Source organism: Enterocloster clostridioformis (assembly GCF_020297485.1).
GTDB classification, from domain to species: domain Bacteria; phylum Bacillota; class Clostridia; order Lachnospirales; family Lachnospiraceae; genus Enterocloster; species Enterocloster clostridioformis.
Genome location: NZ_JAIWZC010000001.1, coordinates 1,400,745 through 1,423,338 on the forward strand (window position 1 = coordinate 1,400,745; position 22,594 = coordinate 1,423,338).

20 protein-coding genes and 3 pseudogenes are annotated in these 22,594 nt (G+C 43.6%); 13 read left to right on the plus strand and 10 right to left on the minus strand.

The genetic code is table 11. The features are described 5' to 3' along the window. Positions 1-8: 8 nt before the first annotated feature. The 7 genes from LA360_RS06890 to LA360_RS06920 all read right to left on the minus strand — a co-directional run bounded on the left by LA360_RS06890 (position 9) and on the right by LA360_RS06920 (position 9,174). Positions 9-1,496, minus strand: a complete 1,488-nt coding sequence (locus LA360_RS06890) for a condensation domain-containing protein (RefSeq protein WP_112483179.1) — start codon at positions 1,494-1,496, stop codon at positions 9-11. A 24-nt stretch (positions 1,497-1,520) separates the two neighbouring features. Beyond that, entirely contained in the window at positions 1,521-4,664 is a 3,144-nt protein-coding gene (locus LA360_RS06895; protein ID WP_112483182.1) for an amino acid adenylation domain-containing protein, read from the minus strand. A gap of 4 nt (positions 4,665-4,668) precedes the next feature. Beyond that, positions 4,669-5,433: a thioesterase II family protein gene (locus tag LA360_RS06900; RefSeq protein WP_112483221.1), complete on the minus strand. Its 765-nt coding sequence runs from the start codon at positions 5,431-5,433 to the stop codon at positions 4,669-4,671. Between the two features lie 219 nt (positions 5,434-5,652). After that, positions 5,653-7,152: an ABC transporter ATP-binding protein gene (locus LA360_RS06905; protein WP_225537368.1), complete on the minus strand. Its 1,500-nt coding sequence runs from the start codon at positions 7,150-7,152 to the stop codon at positions 5,653-5,655. Between the two features lie 13 nt (positions 7,153-7,165). Further along, positions 7,166-7,891 carry an energy-coupling factor transporter transmembrane component T gene (locus LA360_RS06910; protein ID WP_006567748.1) on the minus strand — a complete coding sequence of 242 codons (726 nt, stop codon included), beginning with the start codon at positions 7,889-7,891 and terminating at the stop codon, positions 7,166-7,168. Next, positions 7,891-8,478, minus strand: a complete 588-nt coding sequence (locus LA360_RS06915) for an MptD family putative ECF transporter S component (protein WP_112483184.1) — start codon at positions 8,476-8,478, stop codon at positions 7,891-7,893. The genes LA360_RS06910 and LA360_RS06915 overlap by 1 nt, the downstream gene beginning before the upstream one ends. A gap of 78 nt (positions 8,479-8,556) precedes the next feature. Continuing rightward, positions 8,557-9,174 carry a TetR/AcrR family transcriptional regulator gene (locus tag LA360_RS06920; protein ID WP_112483186.1) on the minus strand — a complete coding sequence of 206 codons (618 nt, stop codon included), beginning with the start codon at positions 9,172-9,174 and terminating at the stop codon, positions 8,557-8,559. Between the two features lie 127 nt (positions 9,175-9,301). On the opposite strand from LA360_RS06920, the gene LA360_RS06925 reads away from it, so the two are divergent. Both LA360_RS06925 and LA360_RS06930 read left to right on the plus strand, forming a co-directional pair. Beyond that, on the plus strand, positions 9,302-11,056 hold the full coding sequence (locus tag LA360_RS06925; protein WP_112483187.1) for an ABC transporter ATP-binding protein: 1,755 nt from the start codon (positions 9,302-9,304) through the stop codon (positions 11,054-11,056). Next, positions 11,057-12,781, plus strand: coding sequence for an ABC transporter ATP-binding protein (locus LA360_RS06930; protein WP_112483189.1), 1,725 nt, complete (start codon positions 11,057-11,059; stop codon positions 12,779-12,781). It abuts the gene before it with no gap. Here the strand turns inward: LA360_RS06930 and tnpB (LA360_RS06935) are convergent. Beyond that, complete coding sequence (gene tnpB / locus LA360_RS06935; RefSeq protein WP_112483191.1) at positions 12,744-13,112, minus strand: IS66 family insertion sequence element accessory protein TnpB; 369 nt, start codon at positions 13,110-13,112, stop codon at positions 12,744-12,746. The genes LA360_RS06930 and tnpB (LA360_RS06935) overlap by 38 nt on opposite strands. A 49-nt stretch (positions 13,113-13,161) precedes the next feature. Next, positions 13,162-13,557, minus strand: coding sequence for an IS66 family insertion sequence element accessory protein TnpA (tnpA, locus tag LA360_RS06940; protein ID WP_057571583.1), 396 nt, complete (start codon positions 13,555-13,557; stop codon positions 13,162-13,164). A gap of 108 nt (positions 13,558-13,665) precedes the next feature. Between tnpA (LA360_RS06940) and LA360_RS31815 the strand changes: the two are divergent. From LA360_RS31815 to tnpC, 10 genes and pseudogenes are all read left to right on the plus strand, one after another. Further along, positions 13,666-13,824 (plus strand): annotated as a pseudogene (locus tag LA360_RS31815) (transposase); the annotation flags it as partial. A gap of 138 nt (positions 13,825-13,962) precedes the next feature. Continuing rightward, a complete protein-coding gene (locus tag LA360_RS06950) occupies positions 13,963-14,181 on the plus strand; it encodes a hypothetical protein (protein ID WP_112483193.1) in 219 nt (72 codons plus the stop codon). 259 nt (positions 14,182-14,440) lie between these two features. After that, entirely contained in the window at positions 14,441-14,671 is a 231-nt protein-coding gene (locus LA360_RS06955) for a hypothetical protein (protein WP_112481751.1), read from the plus strand. 522 nt (positions 14,672-15,193) lie between these two features. Continuing rightward, a pseudogene (locus LA360_RS30280) lies at positions 15,194-16,237 on the plus strand (reverse transcriptase/maturase family protein); the annotation flags it as partial. A gap of 24 nt (positions 16,238-16,261) precedes the next feature. Next, positions 16,262-16,567 carry an HNH endonuclease gene (locus LA360_RS30285; RefSeq protein ID WP_330411447.1) on the plus strand — a complete coding sequence of 102 codons (306 nt, stop codon included), beginning with the start codon at positions 16,262-16,264 and terminating at the stop codon, positions 16,565-16,567. A gap of 34 nt (positions 16,568-16,601) precedes the next feature. Further along, the gene (locus tag LA360_RS06965) at positions 16,602-17,720 is read left to right on the plus strand and encodes an IS110 family RNA-guided transposase (protein ID WP_225537372.1); all 1,119 of its coding nucleotides are present in this window, start codon (positions 16,602-16,604) and stop codon (positions 17,718-17,720) included. A 142-nt stretch (positions 17,721-17,862) separates the two neighbouring features. Further along, positions 17,863-17,985 (plus strand): annotated as a pseudogene (locus tag LA360_RS31080) (IS110 family RNA-guided transposase); the annotation flags it as partial. A 114-nt stretch (positions 17,986-18,099) separates the two neighbouring features. After that, complete coding sequence (tnpA, locus tag LA360_RS06975) at positions 18,100-18,495, plus strand: IS66 family insertion sequence element accessory protein TnpA (protein WP_057571583.1); 396 nt, start codon at positions 18,100-18,102, stop codon at positions 18,493-18,495. A gap of 14 nt (positions 18,496-18,509) precedes the next feature. Next, complete coding sequence (tnpB, locus tag LA360_RS06980; RefSeq protein WP_225537374.1) at positions 18,510-18,863, plus strand: IS66 family insertion sequence element accessory protein TnpB; 354 nt, start codon at positions 18,510-18,512, stop codon at positions 18,861-18,863. Positions 18,864-18,927: 64 nt separating this feature from the next. Beyond that, positions 18,928-20,463 carry an IS66 family transposase gene (gene tnpC / locus LA360_RS06985; RefSeq protein ID WP_112483199.1) on the plus strand — a complete coding sequence of 512 codons (1,536 nt, stop codon included), beginning with the start codon at positions 18,928-18,930 and terminating at the stop codon, positions 20,461-20,463. Between the two features lie 169 nt (positions 20,464-20,632). Here tnpC and ltrA read toward each other — a convergent pair whose 3' ends face one another. Continuing rightward, positions 20,633-22,048, minus strand: coding sequence for a group II intron reverse transcriptase/maturase (gene ltrA, locus LA360_RS06990; protein WP_112483201.1), 1,416 nt, complete (start codon positions 22,046-22,048; stop codon positions 20,633-20,635). A gap of 221 nt (positions 22,049-22,269) precedes the next feature. Between ltrA and LA360_RS06995 the strand changes: the two genes are divergently transcribed. Continuing rightward, positions 22,270-22,500, plus strand: a complete 231-nt coding sequence (locus LA360_RS06995) for a hypothetical protein (RefSeq protein WP_146774988.1) — start codon at positions 22,270-22,272, stop codon at positions 22,498-22,500. The last annotated feature ends 94 nt before the right edge of the window (positions 22,501-22,594 follow it).

Genomic DNA, 22,594 nt, shown 5'->3' on the forward strand with positions numbered 1-22,594 from the left:
GATTCTTCCTATATTTCAATTTCCTGTTCCCAACCCAATTGAATGATTTTCCTCAGCAGAGCTATATTTTTGTCAAACATCTCCTGTATCACAAAATTCTCAAATGCCTGTACCACATAATCCCAATTAACAGACAGATTACCTTTAAAATCCGTTGCCTGATAATCCAAAGAAACTTGAGGTGTCTGGCTGTAGGCATAAATTTCTCTTGCCCAATTGGGGAGATAGTAATCGGCCTGTTTAAGTCCCTGAAGGATTCCCGTAAAAACTACCGGCAAAGACGCCTGAACTGGATTATTCTTTGGCATTTTTCTGATTATCTTTACGCCCTCATACCCTCTATATTTAACCAAATTCCAAAATTCTTTCTGTGTTTCCAGAACCTCCTCCTTAAATGACCGTCCTTTCTTCGCTTCATATACCGCGATACTGATATTCGTAAAGTCTCCAAGAACTTCCTGCACTTCCCTATTTGCTGATAAACGATTAAACACAGTTAGATTTATGGAAAACTCAGGAGACTCCGCATATTCTGCCAATACTTTCATATAAACAGTACACAGAACTGCTGCTGGGGTTACTTTGTATTCCTTTGCCTTCATATATATCGTTTCTGTATCGGATTTCGGCAACTCATAATTCAATCTTCTAAAATGCGGTATATTAATATCCGATAGTTTTTTTGCATATGGCAAGGCCGGTGCCTTCGGAAGCATTTCACACCGCTGGCTCCAATACCGCTCAGCCTGCTCCTGAATTTTTTCATTCAGAAGCTTCCCATGTTCATTGCAATATTCTCTAAAGGTGTATGCAGGAACCATAATCTTATCATTTTCATAAAGTTTATATATCTGCTTCAGCATAAGTGTGACACTCCAGGCATCCAGCAAAATACAGTCAAACCCCACATGCAGCCTGTAACAGCAATTATCCTTTGTTGTCAGACCCACATGAAACATAGGCCAGGACTCCAACGGATATATTTTGCTTTCCCACTCCGACCGCAGCGCTTTTTGCTCTGCTTCATCATTTACTCTTTTCACTTCAATGGAGAACCACGGTACGTTACTTAAAACAGCCTGCCTCCCACACTTCAAGATAATGCCTCTCAGTGCCTCATTATCATGAATCACCTGGTTAAATATTGATTCAAATTTCTTAACATCCAGCTTATCCATATCTATTTCAAAATAGTAATTAGCACTGATACCTCCCAATTCATAGAGGTTATCCCTACCCAAGAAATACGCCTTTTGTATCGGGGTTAAATCAAATCCCTTATCCTGAACCTCCTCCTTCTCCAAGAGATATGATATAATTGCTGTTTTATTCTGCCGCATCCATTTTAATGCCTCTTCCGTAACCTTGCCCTGTTCGCCTTTAAACTTTAGCTTTTCATCCTCTAACCATACATTGATTCCATCACTGGCTAATTTATTTAAATTTATTCTCAACTCATTATCTGCCAGCCATATGAACTCTTTTGTTTTATCCATAGAGTCAACGCTCCTTCCAGAGTTTTATATCTCGCCTTCAACCATACCTTCATTCTCCGTAAGCCTGGCCTGAAGCAGATCCGCAACAGACTTGAGAGATGGCGTGCTAAAGATATCCTTTAATGGTATATCCACAGAGTATTTCTTCTTGATTTCCGCCAGGAACCGAGTTGCTGATAGACTATCTCCGCCCGATTCAAAAAAGCTCTGGCTCCTATCAAATATTTTGCAACTCAGAATGTTTGTCCAAAGCTCTGCAATATCAGCTTCAATTCCCTGAAGTATGATACTCTCCTTTTCCGCTGTTTGCTTTACAGCCAATAACGCTAATGACTGCTGTCTATCCACTTTTCCATTTTTGCTCAACACTACTTGCTTTACAATCATGCGTTTAGTCGGAATCATGTAGGCCGTCAGATTTTCATTCATGTATTCTAATATACGAGATCTCATTTCTATTACTTCTGGTGTTACGTTTTTAGCGTGGATTAACAGAGCTCCCAATCTTCCTCTTCTGTTTATTGCAACCTCACCAAAAGGAGCCTGTCCATAAATATTTTTCCAATCATCCAATAATAGTAAAGGCGTATGCTCTCGTCTTCCCCGCTTTCTATTAACAAATCCATTCTCCAGCAAGCCAGAAATAAGAATACCCATAGGGTCTAACTCCTCATACTCGATTGCATAAAAATCCCCTTTCCTCTTCAGCAGAAGCGCTGCCCACTTCACTTCCTTTAAAGGTTCCTCATAGGTATGCAATAGATTTACCGCCAAAACAATATCATATTTATTCAGTTCTGATTCTTCCACACCCTCATTGTATGTACTGCAATAGCGGATATTTGCATTCATTCCTCCCAGTTTTTCCTGTGCCAACTTCAATATTCCCGCTGAAGTATCAAATAACGTTATCTCCTCTGCCTGGCAGAATCCGTCCCAGTATTGCTTTATAATTTCTCCTGTTCTTGCACCCAAAACTGCGATTTTCCTGTTACTTATATCGCCTGCCAGTATCTTGTCTAAAAAGTACTTCGTATCCTCCCCCTTTAAAGACCAGAACTCTGGTGAAACCTCCTCCCTCCGAAGCAGCTCCTCCACACGTTGCTCACCCGTGAGTATCTCCGCAAAAAGATTCCTTGCATTCATAACCTTTTGCAATGGTTCCATTTCCTCTCTGGCGGAAAATATATCTGCTGAATATTCCATATGGGATTCAAGCCAGCCCTCCCAAAATTCCATAATCGGCCTATACTCTGCTGATACCCTTGATTGCATATGACAGAATTCAAGAATCAACTGCCTGACAATTCTTTCACGTTCCTTCATATGGAAATCCGAATACTTGTTGTTATCCTCACAACAAGTAATATGTACATTGACAGCAGCATTTATCTTCGGAACAATCACAGCTCCTAATTCCTTTTTTCCTTTCTCATCAACCACACCTACCACTACATTAGAAACGTCCGGAGAACGCTTAATAACATTTTCTACTTCTCCCAATTCGATTCGATAGCCATTAATCTTAACCTGATTGTCGATTCTACCCAGAAATTCTACAATCCCTGCAGAATTATACCGGACCAAATCGCCGGTTTTATACCACCTTACCCCATCTATTGCAACAAACTTCGCATCTGTTAATTCAGGGTCATTTAAGTAGCCTTCTGCTACACCGTCTCCGCCAATCCACAGTTCCCCATTCACATAATCCGGACAATCATATCCATTACCATCAACAACTCTCAGATACTGATTGCTCAGTGGTTCACCATATGGTATTGACTTCCAGCCGCTGTCAATATCGTTTACAACAAAATAATTAGACCATATGGCCGCTTCCGTTGCTCCTCCCAGAGAAACAAACTTACAGCATTCACTGATTGCTTTCAGCCTGTCATATAAATCCATCTTAATCCAATCCCCGGATAATAAAACCAGTTGAAGCGGCAGCATTTGTTTATCAGTTTCACAGGTGGTTAATAACATATCAAACAATGCCGGAACCGAGTTCCAAACATTTACGCCCGCATCAATAATTGCTTTTCTCCAAAATACAGGCTCCCTTTTTGTTTCCTCACTCAATACCACCAAGGTTCCCCCAGCTGATAACAATCCAAAAATATCATAAACAGATAAATCAAAATCCAAGTCTGAAATAGCGATCCCAGTATGATTCCTACCTATATTAAATCGTTGATTTATATCGGCTATTGTATTATGGGCCTCACTATGGGAGATAACCACACCTTTAGGTATACCAGTTGTACCCGATGTAAAAATAATATAAGCCGGTTGGTTCGTTTCGGGAAAGCCAGGTTCTTTTGCCGGTAACGCTTTCTGAAGAACCGCTTCAAGGCAGATCACAGATACTCCTAAATCTTCTTCTGACCTCATTTCATTGCTTGTTACGATATACCTTATTCTTCCAGTATCTATAATTTTCTTTTTTCTTTCTACAGGCTGGTGAACGCCAATAGGCACATATGTTGCTCCTGCAGCCAAAATACCATAAACGGCAATAACCTGATTAGTGCCTTTGGGTATACTTACACCGACCAGCGTTCCGCTTTTTACACCATTTTCCTTTAAATATCCAGCTAACTTTAAAATCATATCCTGTAAGCAGAAATAACTAATTTCTTCTTTATTTCCATTCTTGTAATATATAAGCGCTGCTTTCCCAGGCGCATTTGCCGCATTTTCAAAAAATCCATGATGTAGGCATTCATCTGAAAATGTTTTTTTCGTCCTATTCCTGTTCTTCCTGACAGCCATCTGATTTCTCGGAATTTGGTGGACAATTGGAGCATTATCAGCTAAATCTGCCCACTCCAAAATAATTTCCTCAGTAAAAGCGCTCAAGCCTTCCATCATATCACATTCCAACTGCTCACACTCAATGCACAGAACAGCCTTATCATTGTTGCACATTACACTGCACACGTAATCATTGATAACTATGGTATCTTTATCCTTAGACCTGTCGATTACCTCACTAATCAAATCATTCAGCGTCACATATTCTATTGCTGTTTCATTTGCAAACCAACGATAATATATTTCCACTGCGATTCCCTTTAGCAGTACATTAACCGATAGCTTCCGTTCCTCTGCAATTGTTCTTAACGTGCCCATTCCTTTTATAATCGAAATGTTTTCCTTCATAGGCTTAATCCTCCCGTTTATTAATTGCTTCCTGTATCACAATGTCCCTATACCTATTGCCTAAATCTGTAACAAAGAAATGGGAACCCTCGAACAAATTCAACTGAAAGATATTGGTTGTCATATGTTTCCACAAATTCATTATCTCTGCATTTGCCTCGTAATCCTGGCTTCCGGCATGCGCCACTATCGGTATATCCAACACTTCTCCATGATAAACCAGACTTTCATTTAATATATAATCCTGACGCAGACCCGGAAGAATAAAATTCAGCAACTCTTTATTTTCTAGCACTTCCTTTGGTGTGGCATTATACCGAACTAACTCCTCAATTAAAGCATCATCATTCATATAGGTCTTAAATTCATAGGGATTTTCCTGATCCGGAGCCTGACGCCCGGCAACAATTATTTTTTCACATTTTCTGTCTAATTGATTCCACAAATAATGTGCCGTATAAAACGCCATTGCTGCCCCCATACTGTGCCCATACAGGACAATCTTTCTGCCGCAGCTAACATCAGCAATTTGCAATGACAGTTCCGGCAGAATCTCATTGAAATCAACAGCCATTCTTTCAGTCCGCCTGGTTCCCTTTCCAGGCAGCTCGACACACATAATGAGCACTGAATCATTAGATTTCAAAGTCCACGGCCGATATGTTGTTGCTGTTCCTCCTGCATGATGAAAGCAAAACAAGATAGTCCCCTTATTACTGTCAGCTACATTTTCGGACACAAATGGAAAATACCGATTTTTCATGGTCATACGTTTCCTCCCAAAATAACTTTTTAACAAATTTATAAAATAATTGCCGCAGACTTTTGATAAATCGACATTGTCATCTATTATAAAAAGTACTGCGGCCTGAATCATTATATTAACTTCCAGCTTACTCTTACATATTTCTATATCCGAAATAAGTTCTCTTTAGTCCTTATGACAAATAACATTTCTCTCAGCCCACTTCAAAGTACTCTTTCGCTTTTATATAGCCATTGCTGAATCACCCTTTTCGCGGGAGAAAAATTCCTGTAAAAGTCTTACAGCCTCGTTATCCATAGGCCGATGCCATAATATACGGCCATGCTCAATAAACATAAGATGTGTACAGCATTTGTATATCAGTTCAGGATCATGCGTTATCAGAAACAACGTTTTTTTCATTTCTTTTAGCTGTATTAATTTTTCTGAAACCTCAAGCATATGTCTATAATCCAATCCGCTGGTGGGTTCATCAAATATGATTATTTCTTTTCCAGATGCAACAGCACTGCCAATAGCGACTCGCTGCTTCTCTCCACCGGATAATGACATTGGGTGCAGTTTCAGTTTATCCGACAAATCAAGCCCAGCCAAAATTTTTTGTGCCCGAACCTTGTCCTCTTCCTCATTTTCTCCATCCATACTCAGCAAAAGTTCATCAAGTACATCTTCTGTAAAAAGCTGGTGATTTACATCCTGCATTACCATATAGGAAATATGCCGGCGCTTCTTCGCATTAAGGGCATTGCCATTTAATTTCAAAGTGCCCTTTGAAGATTTATCTAGTCCGCATAGACATCTGGCAAAAGAGGATTTACCAGCTCCATTGTCACCAATGATTCCAATGATTTCTCCCTGCGGCAATGTTAAATTCGGTATGTTTACAATCGGATATCCCCGTTTTTCATATGAAAACCAAAAATTATCAATCTGCAGGCTTTTTTCATTTGCTTCAGGTTTTTTTTCAGGCATCAAGTCAAATGGATTTAATGCACGTAATCCCATTTTCTTTAACTCTTTTGGGTCTAGTTCCAAAAATTCCTCTCTTGTATATTCATTACATATCTCTCCGCGCTTCATATATATGATTCGATCCGCATATGGAGCCAGGTAATAAAGGCGGTGTTCGGCAACGATTACCGTCTTATTTTCAGATTGCCATTGGCGAATTACTTCTGTTAAATCTTTTATCGAAGAAATATCCAAATTAGAGGACGGTTCATCCAAAACAAAAGTATTAGGGCAGATAGCATCTGCCGATGCACAGGCTATCTTCTGCTTTTCTCCGCCAGATAAAGCAAACAGGCTCCGTCCAAGCAGATTCTCTAATTTAAGGCACTTTGTTGTATTCTCAAGCCTTGCCAGCATTTCCTGCACCGGCAAACCCATATTTTCGCATCCAAACACAATCTCGCTTGTCGTATCTACATTGTAGAACTGTGTTCTCGGATTTTGAAATACAGAGCCAACCATGGGAGCAATCTGATATAACTGATAATCCTTTACCTCTTTCCCATCCAAATAAATCTGTCCCGTTAACTGTCCATTATAATAATGTGGAATCAATCCGTTAATCAGGCGCGTCAAAGTTGTTTTACCGCAACCAGATTCACCACATAGTAAAACAGTCTCTCCATCTTCGATTTTCAAATTGATATTACGCAGGCTATTCTCTGATTCTCCGCTTTCATAGGTAAAGGACACATCTTTAATTTCTATCATTTCACTTCCCCTTCTACCATTTAATAATAAATAAGGTGACAAACAGCATAACGCCTGAAATTACTACCGCAATGGCATCGTAACAGGTAAATCCAACTCTCGTTATGCTTGACCGCTTTGCTGGATTATCCAGCCCACGGGTCAATGCTGCCGCAGACAGTTCATCACCAATCTTTACAACCGAAATCATAAGCGGTATGAAACGATATTCAAGCAGTGCCATTGGATTCTGCCAAAATTTTTTCGTACCAAACTGGATTTCCCTCATTCTCATAGCGTCTTTAATAGCTGCTGACTCTTCCTGCATGGTAGGTAAAAAGCGAAATAATACAGAAAGAGGAATGGTAATATTCCTACCGATATGCATTCTGCTCAGTGATGTAATACACTCACTGGCAGTAGTAGACTTAATTATGTAATTCCCCATTGCAAAAGCAGGAAAAAGCCTTAAAACCAATCCCACCAATAAAACTACAATCATATTGACAACCATATGAAAACGAATTGAGTTTTGGATCTCCTTAACCACCAAAGCAGCTACAAACAGAACTATAAAAATGGCCGCTGCCTTATACTGCCTGTTTGTAAGTAATAGAATAAAAGGTATCAAAGCCACTGCAAGCATAAAAGCGGTATGGCCGTATAAAAACTCGGCGGTAGCTACAACGGCCATCAGCAGTAATTTTGTCCGTGGGTCTAAATGGAATCCTTTCGTCTCTGTAACAGCAAGCATGTGCATCAAACAATACCCGCCCTCTCAAAGTGCTTCTTAAGCATTTTATGACCGAGCAAAGCACCGCAAATCCCGCCGACAAACAAAATCACAAATCCTGCATACATCATCCATGATGGCATCATAGCTTGTAATGTTTCTGCGTACTGGTCCCCCATGGAGCTGTGAATATTTTCCCAGTAGGACTGACCGGCAATCCAAAGATTCGCAGGGCATCCCATCATGCCAAGGCAAAAACACGCATAGCTTAGGAGGGTAACTTTAAAGCTTTTATACTGACCGGCCTTTAACACAATATCAGCAAGAATTCCGCCCAGTGTCCACCCCACCAGCCCAATCCATGTATAGCCTATAAGAAAGAAAAACAGACCGCAGATGACACCTGTAATTGTCAGCATCCCGAATTTCTGGATTTTTGTGTAGTACAGCATCATAGGAATGCCACATACAAACGGCCAGATAAACAGAAGGAATGGATATATTACAGGCAGTGAAGTCAGTAATCCGAAAACAAAAAATATTACAAGAGTCATGGCAGTATAAATTCCTACATTGATAAGATCTTTTCCATTTAGTTTATTAGATTTTTGCATTTTAATCGTCCTTTCGTTATGACTAATTTCATGTTTTATGGTTAGATACAGCTAACTGTCAGGGAAGTTTTTTGGGGATTAAATCCCCAAAACAGTTTGCCAGCCCGAGCTGAAAAATACCGATAGTGTATGAGCATACTTCAATGCAGCTGGCTTTGGATAATTGTGCATAACAATTTCCGCAATTGAAGCATAGTAAGAATGGACCAACATATGCCACTCGTCCTCATCTAAATCATTGACAGGTACACCGCGTGCTTTTAATTCTGCAATGAGTTTTATTGTCTCCTGCACATCTGCGCGTACCAAGTCGTCTAAAAAGCCTGCATACTTTGTTCCTGACGAGCACATCAGAAGCAGCCTGAATACATCAAAATTCTCATAAATATATTCAATTATCTGGATGATCGTGCTTTCTGACAGCTTCCACAAATTCTTAAGCTCATCTGTTTTTACTAAATCAAAATGCTTATCTATTGATTCTGAATATATCTTTTGGATTGTCTGAACAACTGATTCCACTAAAGAACCAAATAAAGCTTCCTTATCAGCAAAATGATTGTAAAAGGCACCATTGGTTACATTTGCGTCTTTACAGATTTCCCTAATACTGGCTCTTTCAAAGCCAAATTCTAAGAAGTGTTTCTTTGCACAGGCCAAAAGATTTTCATGAGTTTGCTGGAAATCCCTTGACATTTCCTCCCCTCCATTCTATACTATGATTACACTGTAATATTACACCGTAATATAGATTTTACCACCCTTTTCCTAAAAAATCAATACCCAATTACAAATTCTGATTGGCAGAAAGGAAGATGTTTATATGAAATCAAAAGAACCGGGGGCAATCCGGCAGCTTTTTATGTTTGTTGGCAGTAGCAAGGGGAAAATGAAATTTTCCATTCTTATGGCCGTTTTAGGGGAACTATTTGGTATGGTTCCATTCCTTATGCTGGCTATGTTGGCAGACTCACTCTATTCCGGAACAGCTACTACTAAAGATACGGTGATACTGGCGGGAATCGCGGCACTTTGCCAGTGCATTAAGACATTCCTTACATGGAGGTCGTCCCTTCTGTCCCACCGTATTTCCTTTACTATTTTACAAAATATACGTGAAAAAATTGCCGATAAAATGGCGAAGGTTCCCATGGGCGTCATGTTGGAAACCCCTTCCGGCAGTTTTAAAAACCTAATTGTAGATAATGTGGCAAAGCTAGAGGATTCTATGGCCCATTTTATGCCTGAACTTCCGTCACACATCACAGCACCTCTATGCAGTATTCTATTAATCTTTATTTTGGATTGGCGCTTGGGGTTGGCCTCTTTAATTACTGTCCCGTTGGGAGGTTTGTTTTTCGCTGCCATGATGCGCGGATATGCCTCCCGTATGGAAAACTATATGTGTTCTGCGAATGAAATGAACAGTTCTCTTGTGGAATATGTAAATGGTATTCAGGTCATTAAAGCTTTTAACCGGTCCAGCTCGTCCTATGGGCAATATTCAAAAGCTGTCAATCACTTCCACGACTGCACCATAGAATGGTGGAGTGAGTGCTGGCTATGGAATGCGGCCGCTCGTGCAGTCCTTCCCTCCACCTTACTTGGCACGCTTCCTATAGGCGCTTTGCTTTTTATGAATGGTTCGATTACTTTACCGGTTCTGATGATATGTCTTATTGTCCCCCTTGGCTTTACAGGGCCGCTGATGAAAGTATCGGAAGCCATGGAGCAGGTAAGTATGATCAAAGGAAACCTTGAACAAGTTACTGCCTTCTTAAAAACTCCTGAACTGCAGCGGCCTGCGGACCCGGTTACTCTCACAGAACCGACATTTGAATTTAGCCACGTTTGCTTTGGTTATAACAAAAGTGAAGTGCTGCACGATATCTCATTTAAGACGTCACCGAAATCAATGACAGCGATTGTCGGTCCCTCCGGATCTGGTAAATCTACCATAGCCAAATTAATGGCGGGATTTTGGGATGCCACCTCCGGGACTGTGCTTTTTGGTTCACAGGATATTCGCAACATCCCCTTTGAGCAGCTGATGGGAGAAATCAGTTATGTTGCACAGGATAACTTTCTTTTTGATAAAACCATCCGTGATAATATCCGCATGGGTAATCCAGCCGCAACGGACGAACAAATAGAAACCGTTGCAAAAGCTGCAAACTGCCATGATTTTATCATGCAATTAGAAAAAGGCTACGACACTATGGCCGGAGATGCCGGAGACCGCCTATCCGGCGGAGAACGCCAACGTATCACCATAGCGCGTGCCATGCTCAAAAAAGCTTCCGTGGTTATTCTTGATGAAGCAACTGCCTATGCAGACCCGGAAAATGAAGCACTGATACAAGAAGCACTCAGTAAGTTAATTTCTGGGAAAACCCTAATTGTTGTTGCACATCGCCTGAATACAATCCGCAATGCCGATCAAATCCTTGTTGTAGCTGATGGAACAATAGCTGGATGCGGAACGCAAGATGAACTGTTAGAGAACTGCCCTCTTTATAAGAAAATGTGGGAGAATTATTCAGATGCGGTAACTTCCAAAACGAAAGGAGAATCTTAGATGTTTGAAATGATTTCTCGTATTTATAAAATCGCCGGCTCCAGCCGAAAAAAAATAACACTTGGAATACTGTGTAATATTTTAAAATCTTTTTTTCAAAGTTTTATGATGCTCAGTGTATTTTTAATCATGTTGAACCTTGATGCACTAACTTCCTCAATAATTTTAAAAGCTGTAACTATCATTCTTATTAGTATTCTTGGACGTTTCTTTTTCCAATGGATGAGTGACCGTACCATGAGCGGAACCGGTTATGATATTTTCCGTGATTACCGTTTAGAAATCGGTGAGCGATTAAAACAAGCACCTATGGGTTATTTTTCAGAGCAGAATCTTGGAACCATCCAAACAATTTTAACCACTACCATAGCGGATCTGGAAGGTTACTCAATGATGGCTATCGAACAGATGACCAGTGGTGTTGCTATGGCGTTCCTTATGTCTTTCATGATGTTCTTTTTCAACCCAATAATAGGGACACTAAGTATGATAGGCTTAGTAATTGGCCTGTCAGTATTACGCCTGGTCAGACAGCGGGCCGCGGAACATTCGCCAATTTATCAGGCTGCCCAGGAAAATCTGGTTAACAAATGTTTAGAGTACATACGTGGAATTGCTGTTCTCCGTTCATTTTCGAACGGCAAAAGCGGTCAGCAAGAGGTACACACCGCATTTCAAAGGAAATGGGATGCTGATTATACGCAAGAAAAGGCAACCGCAGGTGTTCTCCGGCTATATGGCCTTGTTTATAAATTGATGAGTTGTGTCTTAATCGCTGCTGCTGGTATCTTATACATGGACGGAAAAATTTCCCTGCCATTCTGTATGACATTTTTGTTTTGTGCATTTACTGTCTATTCTGATTTGGAAACTATGGGAAACAGTGCATTCTTGAGCAAGAAAATAAATACCGAATTAGACCGTTTAGAGGAAGTGACAAATATTCCCCAAATGGACACCACCACGGATAAACTCCATCCTTCCATATATGAGATTTCATTAAAAGATGTATCGTTTGGCTATGGTTCCCGCAGAATTATTGACCACATATCCTTAAACATACCAGAACATACTACATGTGCGATTGTAGGTCCGTCAGGAAGCGGTAAGACGACATTATGCAACTTAATCGCTCGTTTCTGGGACGTTCAGGAAGGCTCTGTTTGTATTGGCGGCCAAAATGTGAAAGACTATACCGCTGACAGTGTGCTTGACTGTATCAGTATGGTTTTCCAAAAGGTTTATCTATTCCATGACACAATTGAAAATAATATTAAGTTTGGGAATCCTGATGCGTCACTTCAAGAAGTAATGGAGGCAGCAAAAAGAGCCTGCTGTCATGACTTCATTATGGCCTTGCCAAATGGATATCAGACTGTAATTGGCGAAAGTGGATCTACATTATCGGGCGGCGAGAAACAAAGAATCTCCATTGCACGGGCAATTTTAAAAGACGCACCCATTGTCATTTTAGATGAAGCGACCTCCAGTGTTGACCCTGAAAATGAACAGGCACTTTTATCTGCGATTGAGGAGCTGACTAAAAATAAGACTTTAATTTCTATAGCCCACCGATTGAGTACCGTACAAAAAGCTGATCAGATTATTGTGATTGATAATGGGCAAGTCAGACAAAAGGGCACCCATGACCAACTCAGTAAAAAGGACGGAATTTACCGGAATTTCCTTAAATTACGAGTGGAAGCCACCGGATGGCAATTATAAATATTACCATTTCACCCCTCTGTATCAATGAAAACCAGTGCTTCGGGGGAACCCAGCTGCGGACCGCTTTTGGCTGCTCCGGGTTCAGGCCCACCAGCAGCCAGCGGAGCTGCTGGTGGGAGATCTGTCTGGCTTCTTCGCCCGTCCGCGGCCATTGGAGGCGGCCGTTTTCGTAGCGCTTATAGAACAGGCAGAAGCCGTCCCCTTCATAATGGACTGCCTCGATCCGGTCCGCCCGTTTCCCGCAGAAAAGGAACAGGGAATTGCTGTAAGGGTCAAGCTGAAAGCTGTACTGGATGATATCCACCAGACCGTCCAGCTGTTTTCTCATATCTTGTACCCGGTGCGCAGATAGATCTTTTCCACCCGGGAGAGGTCACCTAACATGATCTCACCGCTTTCAGAATGGTCTCCAGCAACTCGCGGGGCGTATCTTCAAAGAGGTCAACAGTCACCGTACCGGCACGGAGTACTGCTGCAGGAGCGGCACAGGGATCCTGCCTGCCGTGAAGGGATACCTCCGTAAATTCCGGAGCCGCATCCGGAATCAACGCAGTCTGCTCCATGACCGGCCTGCATCCATGACTCTTTCGGGGCAGTTCTTCAAGCGCCAGTTTCCGGATCTTTGCGATCCAGTAGTAATAGCTTTTTAGGGAGATATGATGTTGTTCGCACCATGCCTGGTTTGTTAGACCGGAGGCTCTGCATTGCCGGATCACGTCCAGCCAGTACTGAAGTTTTACCTGTTTATCCGGAGTTAAAGCGGAAATGTCCATTGGTATTCTCCTTTATCTGGATTTAGAGTTTTGGGAGGGAACTCTAAAAACTCTAACCCCAAGTTTACAAGAGAACGCCAAATATTTCACTACACGTTCTTATTTGACGCTTACAATGAAACAGCGGCATTGTCGGAACTGGAAAAAGTGAAAGAAACATGAGGAGGGAAGTATCCCTATGCGATCAGCAACTGGGAAAACAACTGGGAGGATGTAAGCTCTTTCTTCCAGTTTTCAGATGACATCCGCCGCATCATGTATACGACTTATACCGACCAAAAAACTATACCGACATTTTTGGGAAAGCCGCCAGTTACAGCCATTTCCTAAAAAAATGTCGGTATAGTTTTTGACCTTTTCCTAAATAGCCTTCATGATGGAACAAAAAGAAGGAGGCTTCCATTAATGAAGGAAAACCAAAAGGAACTTGATGAATTGATCCAGGAAGTAATGGAGCAGATGAGGGAAAGAAGGTATGGAAAAAAGATAGTTACACGTTATCGATCCAGTTTTCAACTTCTTATGACCCTATCACATGATATAGGAGATGACAGGCTTTCAGAAAAACTCATAAAAACTCTCATTCCTTTCGCTTCGCTTAGGCACAAAACAGTTATGAAATAGCAAGTTTGTGCTTCCGCTATTTTATTTTTGATGTTAAACTCTCCTCAGACAGATACACTACAGAGCACGGAGGAGGAAGTAGAATCGGTTCCTCCATTTGGGATCAAGTCCGCATAAAAACATGTGTCGGCTGTCTTCTCAAGCACAAACCAGTGACGCCTTGAGCTCGTAACCTAATCATTGTCAAAGCAATTCCTTAGGTCTTTCTTTGCTGGACAGCCAGTCAATGTCTGTCTATTTTACTTAGGAGGGCTGTTTTATGTTATCTATCAAACACTTTGTCTGCTGTGGCATGGACGTTCACAAGAAATTTGTTGTCGCTACCATTGCTCTGACAGACTACAGGGGCGTTACTTCTTATGTTAAAAAGCGGTTCGCCACCTTCAATTCCGATCTTAATTCTTTGAAAAAATGGCTTCTTTCTTTCAATTGCACTGAGATCTGCCTCGAATCCACTGGTAAATACTGCGCGCACATATGGTGCACATAACAAATCCTCCGCAAGCAGGAGGAAGGCATTGGTATAAAAATGCCGCCATCAACCGGCTGACCTGCAAGGGAAACCACAACAGGGACAAACGCATGCCGGCAACGCCGTAAGCCAATGAAATTGCCAAGTTGCGGCTGAACGGCAAGATGAACGTATCGACAAAGACAAAAGCTACACTGCCTGAAGGATAGCCCAAGGAGTCTTAGCCGGGTCACCAGCGAATGGCAATTGTAACGCTGGGTGGCAGTGATAACGGAATCCCAGTATTGTTCCGGTATATATACCCACTGCCAGCCATCCGCTGTAAGCGGAAACGGGCGAAAATCCTGTCTGAAACGGTACACGCTATGTTATGCGCATGAAATGTGGATTGCCTAAAGCGGTTATACCGCCATGGCAACGGAGTCCCCATAGTAGTCCGGGCAGCGGAAAGCGCTGTACATGGCGAAGGGGGACAGTTTGTGATTTCAATACCTAAAGGAAGGATGTGCGAGACATCATGAGAAGTCCCGAAGCTGTCATTCAGCCCTTAGCCAGATTAAAATCAACTTCACCGGGGTCAGATGGTTTATCGAAGGTGATATCCATTCCTACTTTGATATGGTAGACCATCACGTGCTGATAAGCATTCTCCGCAGAAGGATAAAGGACGAAGCCTTTATCAGCCTAATCTGGAAATTTCTAAGAGCCGGGCACCTGGAAAACGGACAATTACACAGACCGGACAGAGGACTGCACCAGGGTTCAATTATCAGTCCTATCCTTGCCAATATTTACCTGAACGAACTTGACTGTTTTATGGCGACATACAAAACCTCCTTTGATAAGGGGACAAAACGACAGCTGTCCAAAGAATACATTTCTGTCCAAAATAAAGAACAACGGTTGAGGAAGTCCATCTCCGGGCTTGCTGGGAATTCCAGAGAGAGAACCCAAAAACTAAAAGAACTCAAAGCGTTGCGCAACCAACGGGTATCTATGTCCTGCTCCCAGCCAATGGATTCTTCATTCAGAAGGATTTTCTACCAAAGGTACGCGGACGACATCCTTATCGGAATAATCGGCAGCAAACAGGACGCTATAGCAACCAAACAGGTAATCCGGTCATTCCTGCTTAAGGAATTACATCTGGAGCTGTCCGAAGAAAAAACACTGGTTACCCATGGATATGAAAAAGCACAATTCCTCGGTTACGAAATAACCATTGGCCGAAAAGGCGTCCCGTCCAGGGATAAGCTGGGAAAACTGTCAGACCGTCACCATGGAAGAGTCAGGCTTTACCTCCCCAAGCAAGCGTGGTTAAAGAAATTAATACAGTCTGAGACAATAAAAATCGAACACAACGCTGATGGAAAGGAAATCTGGAAACCGAAAACAAGAAATAACCTGCTCTATCTCCCCGACCATGAAATCTTCCGTATATACAACTGGGAAATCGTCGGTTTATACCAATACTACAGGTTTGCGGACAATGCATCGGTGCTCAATGATTATTATTACATCATGAAATACAGCCTTGCTAAAACACTCGCAGGAAAACACAAAAGTTCAGTGCACAAAATAATGAGGAAATATTTCAGGGAAGGACGCATGCAGACACGTTACCAAACCCATAATGGCTTCAAAACAGTATACTTATATGACTATGGTTTCAAAAAACAACCCATCATCACAAACCATGCTAGTAAAAAACAATCCAAGGAGTTGCTCACACGCTTTTCAAAAGACTGTTGTGAACTTTGCGGTGAAACAAAACCTGGAACAATAGTCCACCATGTAAGAAAGCTGTCAGAACTATCCGGAGTCACCGACTGGGAACGAAAAATGCTTGAAATGAACCGGAAAACCCTGGTTGTATGCGAAACTTGTTATAGCAAAATAGTAAGTGGATTTTAAGTCAACACAAATGGAGAGCCGTATGCATTGAAAGGTGCACGTACGGTTCGGGGGCAAGCACGCAAAAACCTGCCTTTGGGCAAGGCGTTGTGTGCTTAGCCTACGGATTCCAATTTTTAATATCCTGGAGGATTCCTGTCACGTTGTCGTTGCTAACCCCAAGTATGTCAGGGCTATCAAAGGACAGAAAACCGATGACAAAGACTCCGCCTGGATTGCGGATCTGTTTAAATTTGATATTGTTCCTTCCAGTTATATCCCCTGTAAGCAAATTCGCATGCTTCGGGAATTGTTCCGATACCGGCAGAAACTGATTGGCCACCGCAGCAGTGAGAAAAACCGGTTACAGAATGCTCTTACGGTTTCCAACATTGCCCTTGCATCCGTCCTCTCAGATTCCTTTGGAAAATCAGCGACCGCCATCGTTGACTATATCCTGACCTGTGAGGTATTTGACCCCGAATACTGTAAATCCCTGCTTCTTAAAAAAGCAAAGGACAAGGCAGATGATGTTGTAACCTCCATAATCGGTTATGAACTGCGCCGTGACCAATCCGTTAAGATTAAGGTCTGCAGAAAGCATTTCGATGAAATCAATGAGTGCGTCTCCACTCTCGAAGAAACGATTTCCGACCTGGCTAAACCTTACCATAAATTTATCGAATTGGCTACTACAATTCCTGGAATTACAGAGCAGTCTGCCACCTTTATCATTGCTGAAAACGGGGTGGATATGGCGGTATTCAAATCCTCAAAACGTTTGTGCTCCTGGGCTGGGCTGGCTCCTGAAAATAACGAAAGTGCCGGTAAAAAGAAGAGCGTCCATGTTTCAAGAGCCGGGGTGTACTTAAAGCCTCTGCTGGTTCAGTGTGCAAATGCTGCCATCAAGAGTAAAAACCCTTACTTCAGATACAAATATGACCGTATAAAAAAACGTCGTGGTCATAAACGGGCAATCATTGCCATTGCACGCATGGTGTTGACTTGCATTTACCACATGTTCCAAAAGCAGGAGGTATTTAATCCTGCCGATACGGATTATTCCGCTATTCCTGAAGAAATGTACCGGAAATTTCAGGAACAGTATGACAGAAATGCCATCAAACGTTTAGAGAAACGAGGCTATGTGATTACTCCTCCTGCTATGGCCTGATACCCTTTATTCCATAGGATCCTTTGGGGCGGCAGTTTACTGGTGCTCTTGTTAAGTTACGACTTTTTTTGATTTTTTCTTTCAACCTAGCTTTCCTGGACAGATTACATCTTCTGACATAACATATCTAATTAGCCAGTAGAAAAGCTTAAATGGCGATACTCGAATTGTTATGGAACATACAGGCCGATACTATGAACCCATGGCACAGTGGTTGTCAGACGCTGGTTTATTCGTAAGTGCCATTAATCCTAAACTAATAAAAGTAAGCGTCAAATAAGAACGTGTAGTGAAATATTTGGCGTTCTCTTGTAAACTTGGGGTTAGAGTTTTTAGAGTTCCCTCCCAAAACTCTAAATCCAAATAAAGGAGAATACCAATGGACATTTCCGCTTTAACTCCGGATAAACAGGTAAAACTTCAGTACTGGCTGGACGTGATCCGGCAATGCAGAGCCTCCGGTCTAACAAACCAGGCATGGTGCGAACAACATCATATCTCCCTAAAAAGCTATTACTACTGGATCGCAAAGATCCGGAAACTGGCGCTTGAAGAACTGCCCCGAAAGAGTCATGGATGCAGGCCGGTCATGGAGCAGACTGCGTTGATTCCGGATGCGGCTCCGGAATTTACGGAGGTATCCCTTCACGGCAGGCAGGATCCCTGTGCCGCTCCTGCAGCAGTACTCCGTGCCGGTACGGTGACTGTTGACCTCTTTGAAGATACGCCCCGCGAGTTGCTGGAGACCATTCTGAAAGCGGTGAGATCATGTTAGGTGACCTCTCCCGGGTGGAAAAGATCTATCTGCGCACCGGGTACACAGATATGAGAAAACAGCTGGACGGTCTGGTGGATATCATCCAGTACAGCTTTCAGCTTGACCCTTACAGCAATTCCCTGTTCCTTTTCTGCGGGAAACGGGCGGACCGGATCGAGGCAGTCCATTATGAAGGGGACGGCTTCTGCCTGTTCTATAAGCGCTACGAAAACGGCCGCCTCCAATGGCCGCGGACGGGCGAAGAAGCCAGACAGATCTCCCACCAGCAGCTCCGCTGGCTGCTGGAGGGCCTGAACCCGGAGCAGCCAAAAGCGGTCCGCAGCTGGGTTCCCCCGAAGCCTGAAAACCCCGGGAATTCCTTATAAATGCTGGAAAATCCTGCTGTTTTATGGTATAATGAATTTATCAGAACAGGAAGGTTTTCAGCCCATGCAGGATACAGCGCAGGAGTACCAAAAGCAGATCAAAGAACTGGAACAGCAGGTCCGGCTCCTTAGGGAGCAGGTTGATTTCCTTACCCGTAAACTTTATGGAACAAAATCAGAGAAGACGTCCGCCCTTGAAATAGAGGGACAGATGTCTCTTTTTAATGAAATGGAATCCTGTGCTGAGCCGGATGCCCATGAGCCGGATCTGGTGGAGGTCGAAAAACATCTGCGTAAAAGGAAATATGCCGGCCAGCGGGAAAAACTGATAAAAGACATTCCCCGCAGCAAAGTGCTCCACACGATCGATGAAAGTGAACAGATCTGTGAGAGATGCGGAGGTACCATGGTAAAAGTTGGTGAGGAGTTTGTGCGTACCGAGGTACAGTTCATCCCTGCCAGCCTCAAAGTGGTTGACCATTACCGGGAAACCTATGAATGCAGGGCATGCCGCAAAAACGGGACGCCTTATATGGAGAAATCCCCGGTGCCCCATCCTCCGGTCATGCACTCCCTTGCATCTGCTTCCACGATCGCATGGCTTGTCCATCAGAAGTTTGAACTGGGCATCCCCTTATACCGTCAGGAAAAGGAATGGGAAGCCATGGGGCTGTCTTTAAGCAGGGCAACGATGTCAAACTGGCTCCTGGCCGTCTGCCGGGACTGGCTTTCCCATGTGGTCTCCCATCTCAGACGGGAACTTCTAAAGCAGGGATATCTGTATATCGACGAGACCCATGTGCAGGTGCTGAAGGAACCAGGGAGGAAGAACACTTCGGATTCCTATATGTGGGTGTACTGCAGCACCAGGGACAGCAAACGGCCGGTCCGGTATTTTGAGTACCAGCCGGGGAGGGGTGGGAAATATCCGGAAACATTTTTAAAAGGCTATACCGGATATATCCATACGGATGCTTATTCCGGGTATAATGGGGTGAAAGGGGTTACGAGATGTCTGTGTTACACACATCTGCGCCGCGCTTTTTTGGACGCGCTGCCAAAAGACATCCATGGCCCGGAAGCTTCAAAACCCGCGGAAGCGGTCGTTCGTCTGAATAAACTGTTTGAGATAGAAAAGGAACTGGACGGCCTTCCCCCTGAACAAAAGAAAAAAGAACGACTTGACCGCGAGAAGCCGCTTCTCGAGGCTTTCTGGTCGTGGGCAGAGATAAGCTCTGCCGGGGAATTGCCAAAGTCGAAGCTCCATACCGCTTTCCAGTATGCCCTGAACAACCGGAAGGAGTTCTTCAACTATCTTGGGGATGGAAACTGCTCCATCAGCAATTCCCTTGCGGAGAACTGTATCCGCCCCTTTGTGATCGGCCGGAAGAACTGGCTGTTTGCGGGAAGTCCGAAGGGTGCTGCCGCAAGTGCGGGAATCTACACCCTGGTAGAAACAGCCAAAGCCAACGGCCTGGATGCAATGAAATACATCAAGTATATCCTGGCAGATATGCCGGGGAGTAGATTTCTCGAAAATCCGGAATATCTGGATGACTATCTGCCATGGGATCCCATGGTACAGGAACGTTGCCGATAACCACTGCCCTTTTAGTATAGAGGGTTAGTGGTTATTTTTCTATCCACCATCTTATTTGACGCTTACCTTACACCCGTTAGAAACATGCGCTGCCAGGCGCACAATCGGATAGGGGAGATTTTAACCTCCCCTTCCACACCACGTAGCGTACCGTTCGGTACTACGCGGTTCAATAGTTTACTCGGACTTTCAGATAGTGGGCAGTCATATCGGGATAACCAAGTCTGTCCACTATGATTCTTTTGGTGAGTGCCGAGTTGAGCATTCCCGCCGCTCTCCACACTCCCTTTCGGCAGTTCGCCATCTCATGCACCTTCCACTCTGGTAAATGTAACGCCCGCAACATTTTATATCTTGTGCGTACCTTCTTCCATTGTTTCCAGTACACCGCTCGGATTCTGTGGCGCAGCCACTCATCCGTCTGTTCCATCAGGCTTTTCATGTCTGCATATCGATAATAGTTAATCCATCCCCTTGCATAGCTTCGGAGTTTTTCTTCCCTCTCCTGATTGCTCCATTTGTTCCCTCTGGTTGTCAGCTCCCGTATCCGGTTCTTCATTTTTGCCACCGACTTCGGGTGTATCCTCATGCGGCATTTCCCTTTATGCCGGTAAAAGCCGTAGCCCAGGTATTTTATCTTGCTGACGTGGCTCACTGTCGTTTTCTGAAGATTGACTTTCAGATACAGTTTTCCTGTGATGAATGGCACAATGTTTTCCATCGTCCTCTCTGCGCTTTTCCTGCTTTTGCACAGAATCAGGCAGTCATCCGCATACCTCACATACTTGTGTCCCCTGCGCTCCAGTTCCTTGTCCAACTCATTCAGCATGACATTTCCACATAAGGGACTTAGCGGGCCTCCCTGCGGCACGCCCTCGGTCGTTGCGTGAAATCCTCCGTCCTCCATTACTCCGGCTTTCAGGTACTTGTGTATCAGCGAGATTACCCTCCCGTCCTTCACCGTCCTCGACAGCACCTCTATCAGCTTGCTGTGGTTCACCGTGTCAAAGTAGGATTGTAAATCCATGCTGACCACGTAGACATATCCTTCGTTGATATATTTCCTACATCTTTCCAGTGCGTCATGCGCCCCTCTGCCGGGACGGAATCCGATGCTGTTGTCAGAGAACTGTTCTTCATATAAGGGCGTCAGTTCCTGTGCGATTGCCTGTTGGATTACCCTGTCTACCACTGTGGGTATCCCCAGTTTCCTTGTTTTTCCTTTCTCCTCTTTGGGTATTTCTACCCTTCGGACTGGGTTTGGCTTGTATTTGCCTTCCCTCACCTGCTCGACCAATTCGGACTGGTGTTCTCTCAGGTAGGGTAGAAGTTCATCCACCTGCATTCCGGCAATCCCACCAACGCCTTTGTTCGTTTTGACCTTCTTATAGGCGGCATTTAGATTGTCGCTTCTAAGAATCGTATCTAGCAGGTTGTCCGTCCGAAAGTCCGTGTTGGTGTCGGGGTTCCCGGTAATCCTTTCATGGGCGTACTCTCCTGTTTCCCTTCCCTGTTCCGCAGGTATCTCTCGCAGGTAGTCCTCAATATGAAGTTGTCTGTACTTAATTCCATGTCCGGTTTCCATTTGGTAACGACACCTCCTACTGTTCAGTCCTTCCCGGTGCGTTTGCGACCGCCCGGTACTATGACCTCTGCTGACTTCTCACGGCAAGCTTTACTCCGTGACAGCGAATGTTTTATCGCCACTTTCACGTCCGTGAGACCTCCCCGGGTACTCACACGTTCTTTCCCACTTATACCTGCCCCGTTTACTGCTGGCGTTCCGTGCAGTTATTGGACTTTAGTTTGTTAGGCAACCTCATCCACGCTTCACAGCCTATCCGGACAACTTTTACAGGCCAGTGGTTTGCCTCCGGCTTCCTTCAGACCCCACCTCACGATGACGCCCTTGCCATTGGCTGCACCCTTCCCACTGCCGGGCGGGTCAGGGACTTTCACCCGTTAGAACGTGCGCCCGCCGGGCGCACCAAAAAAGAACGTTTCCAGGTTATACCTGAAAATGTTCTTTTTTGTTAAGGGGCTTTTTTCACCCCCTTTATATTTACCACTACTGCTGACTGTAAATTTGCTGGCATTTTATTATAGAGTACGACCGCTTCATAAAAATGTT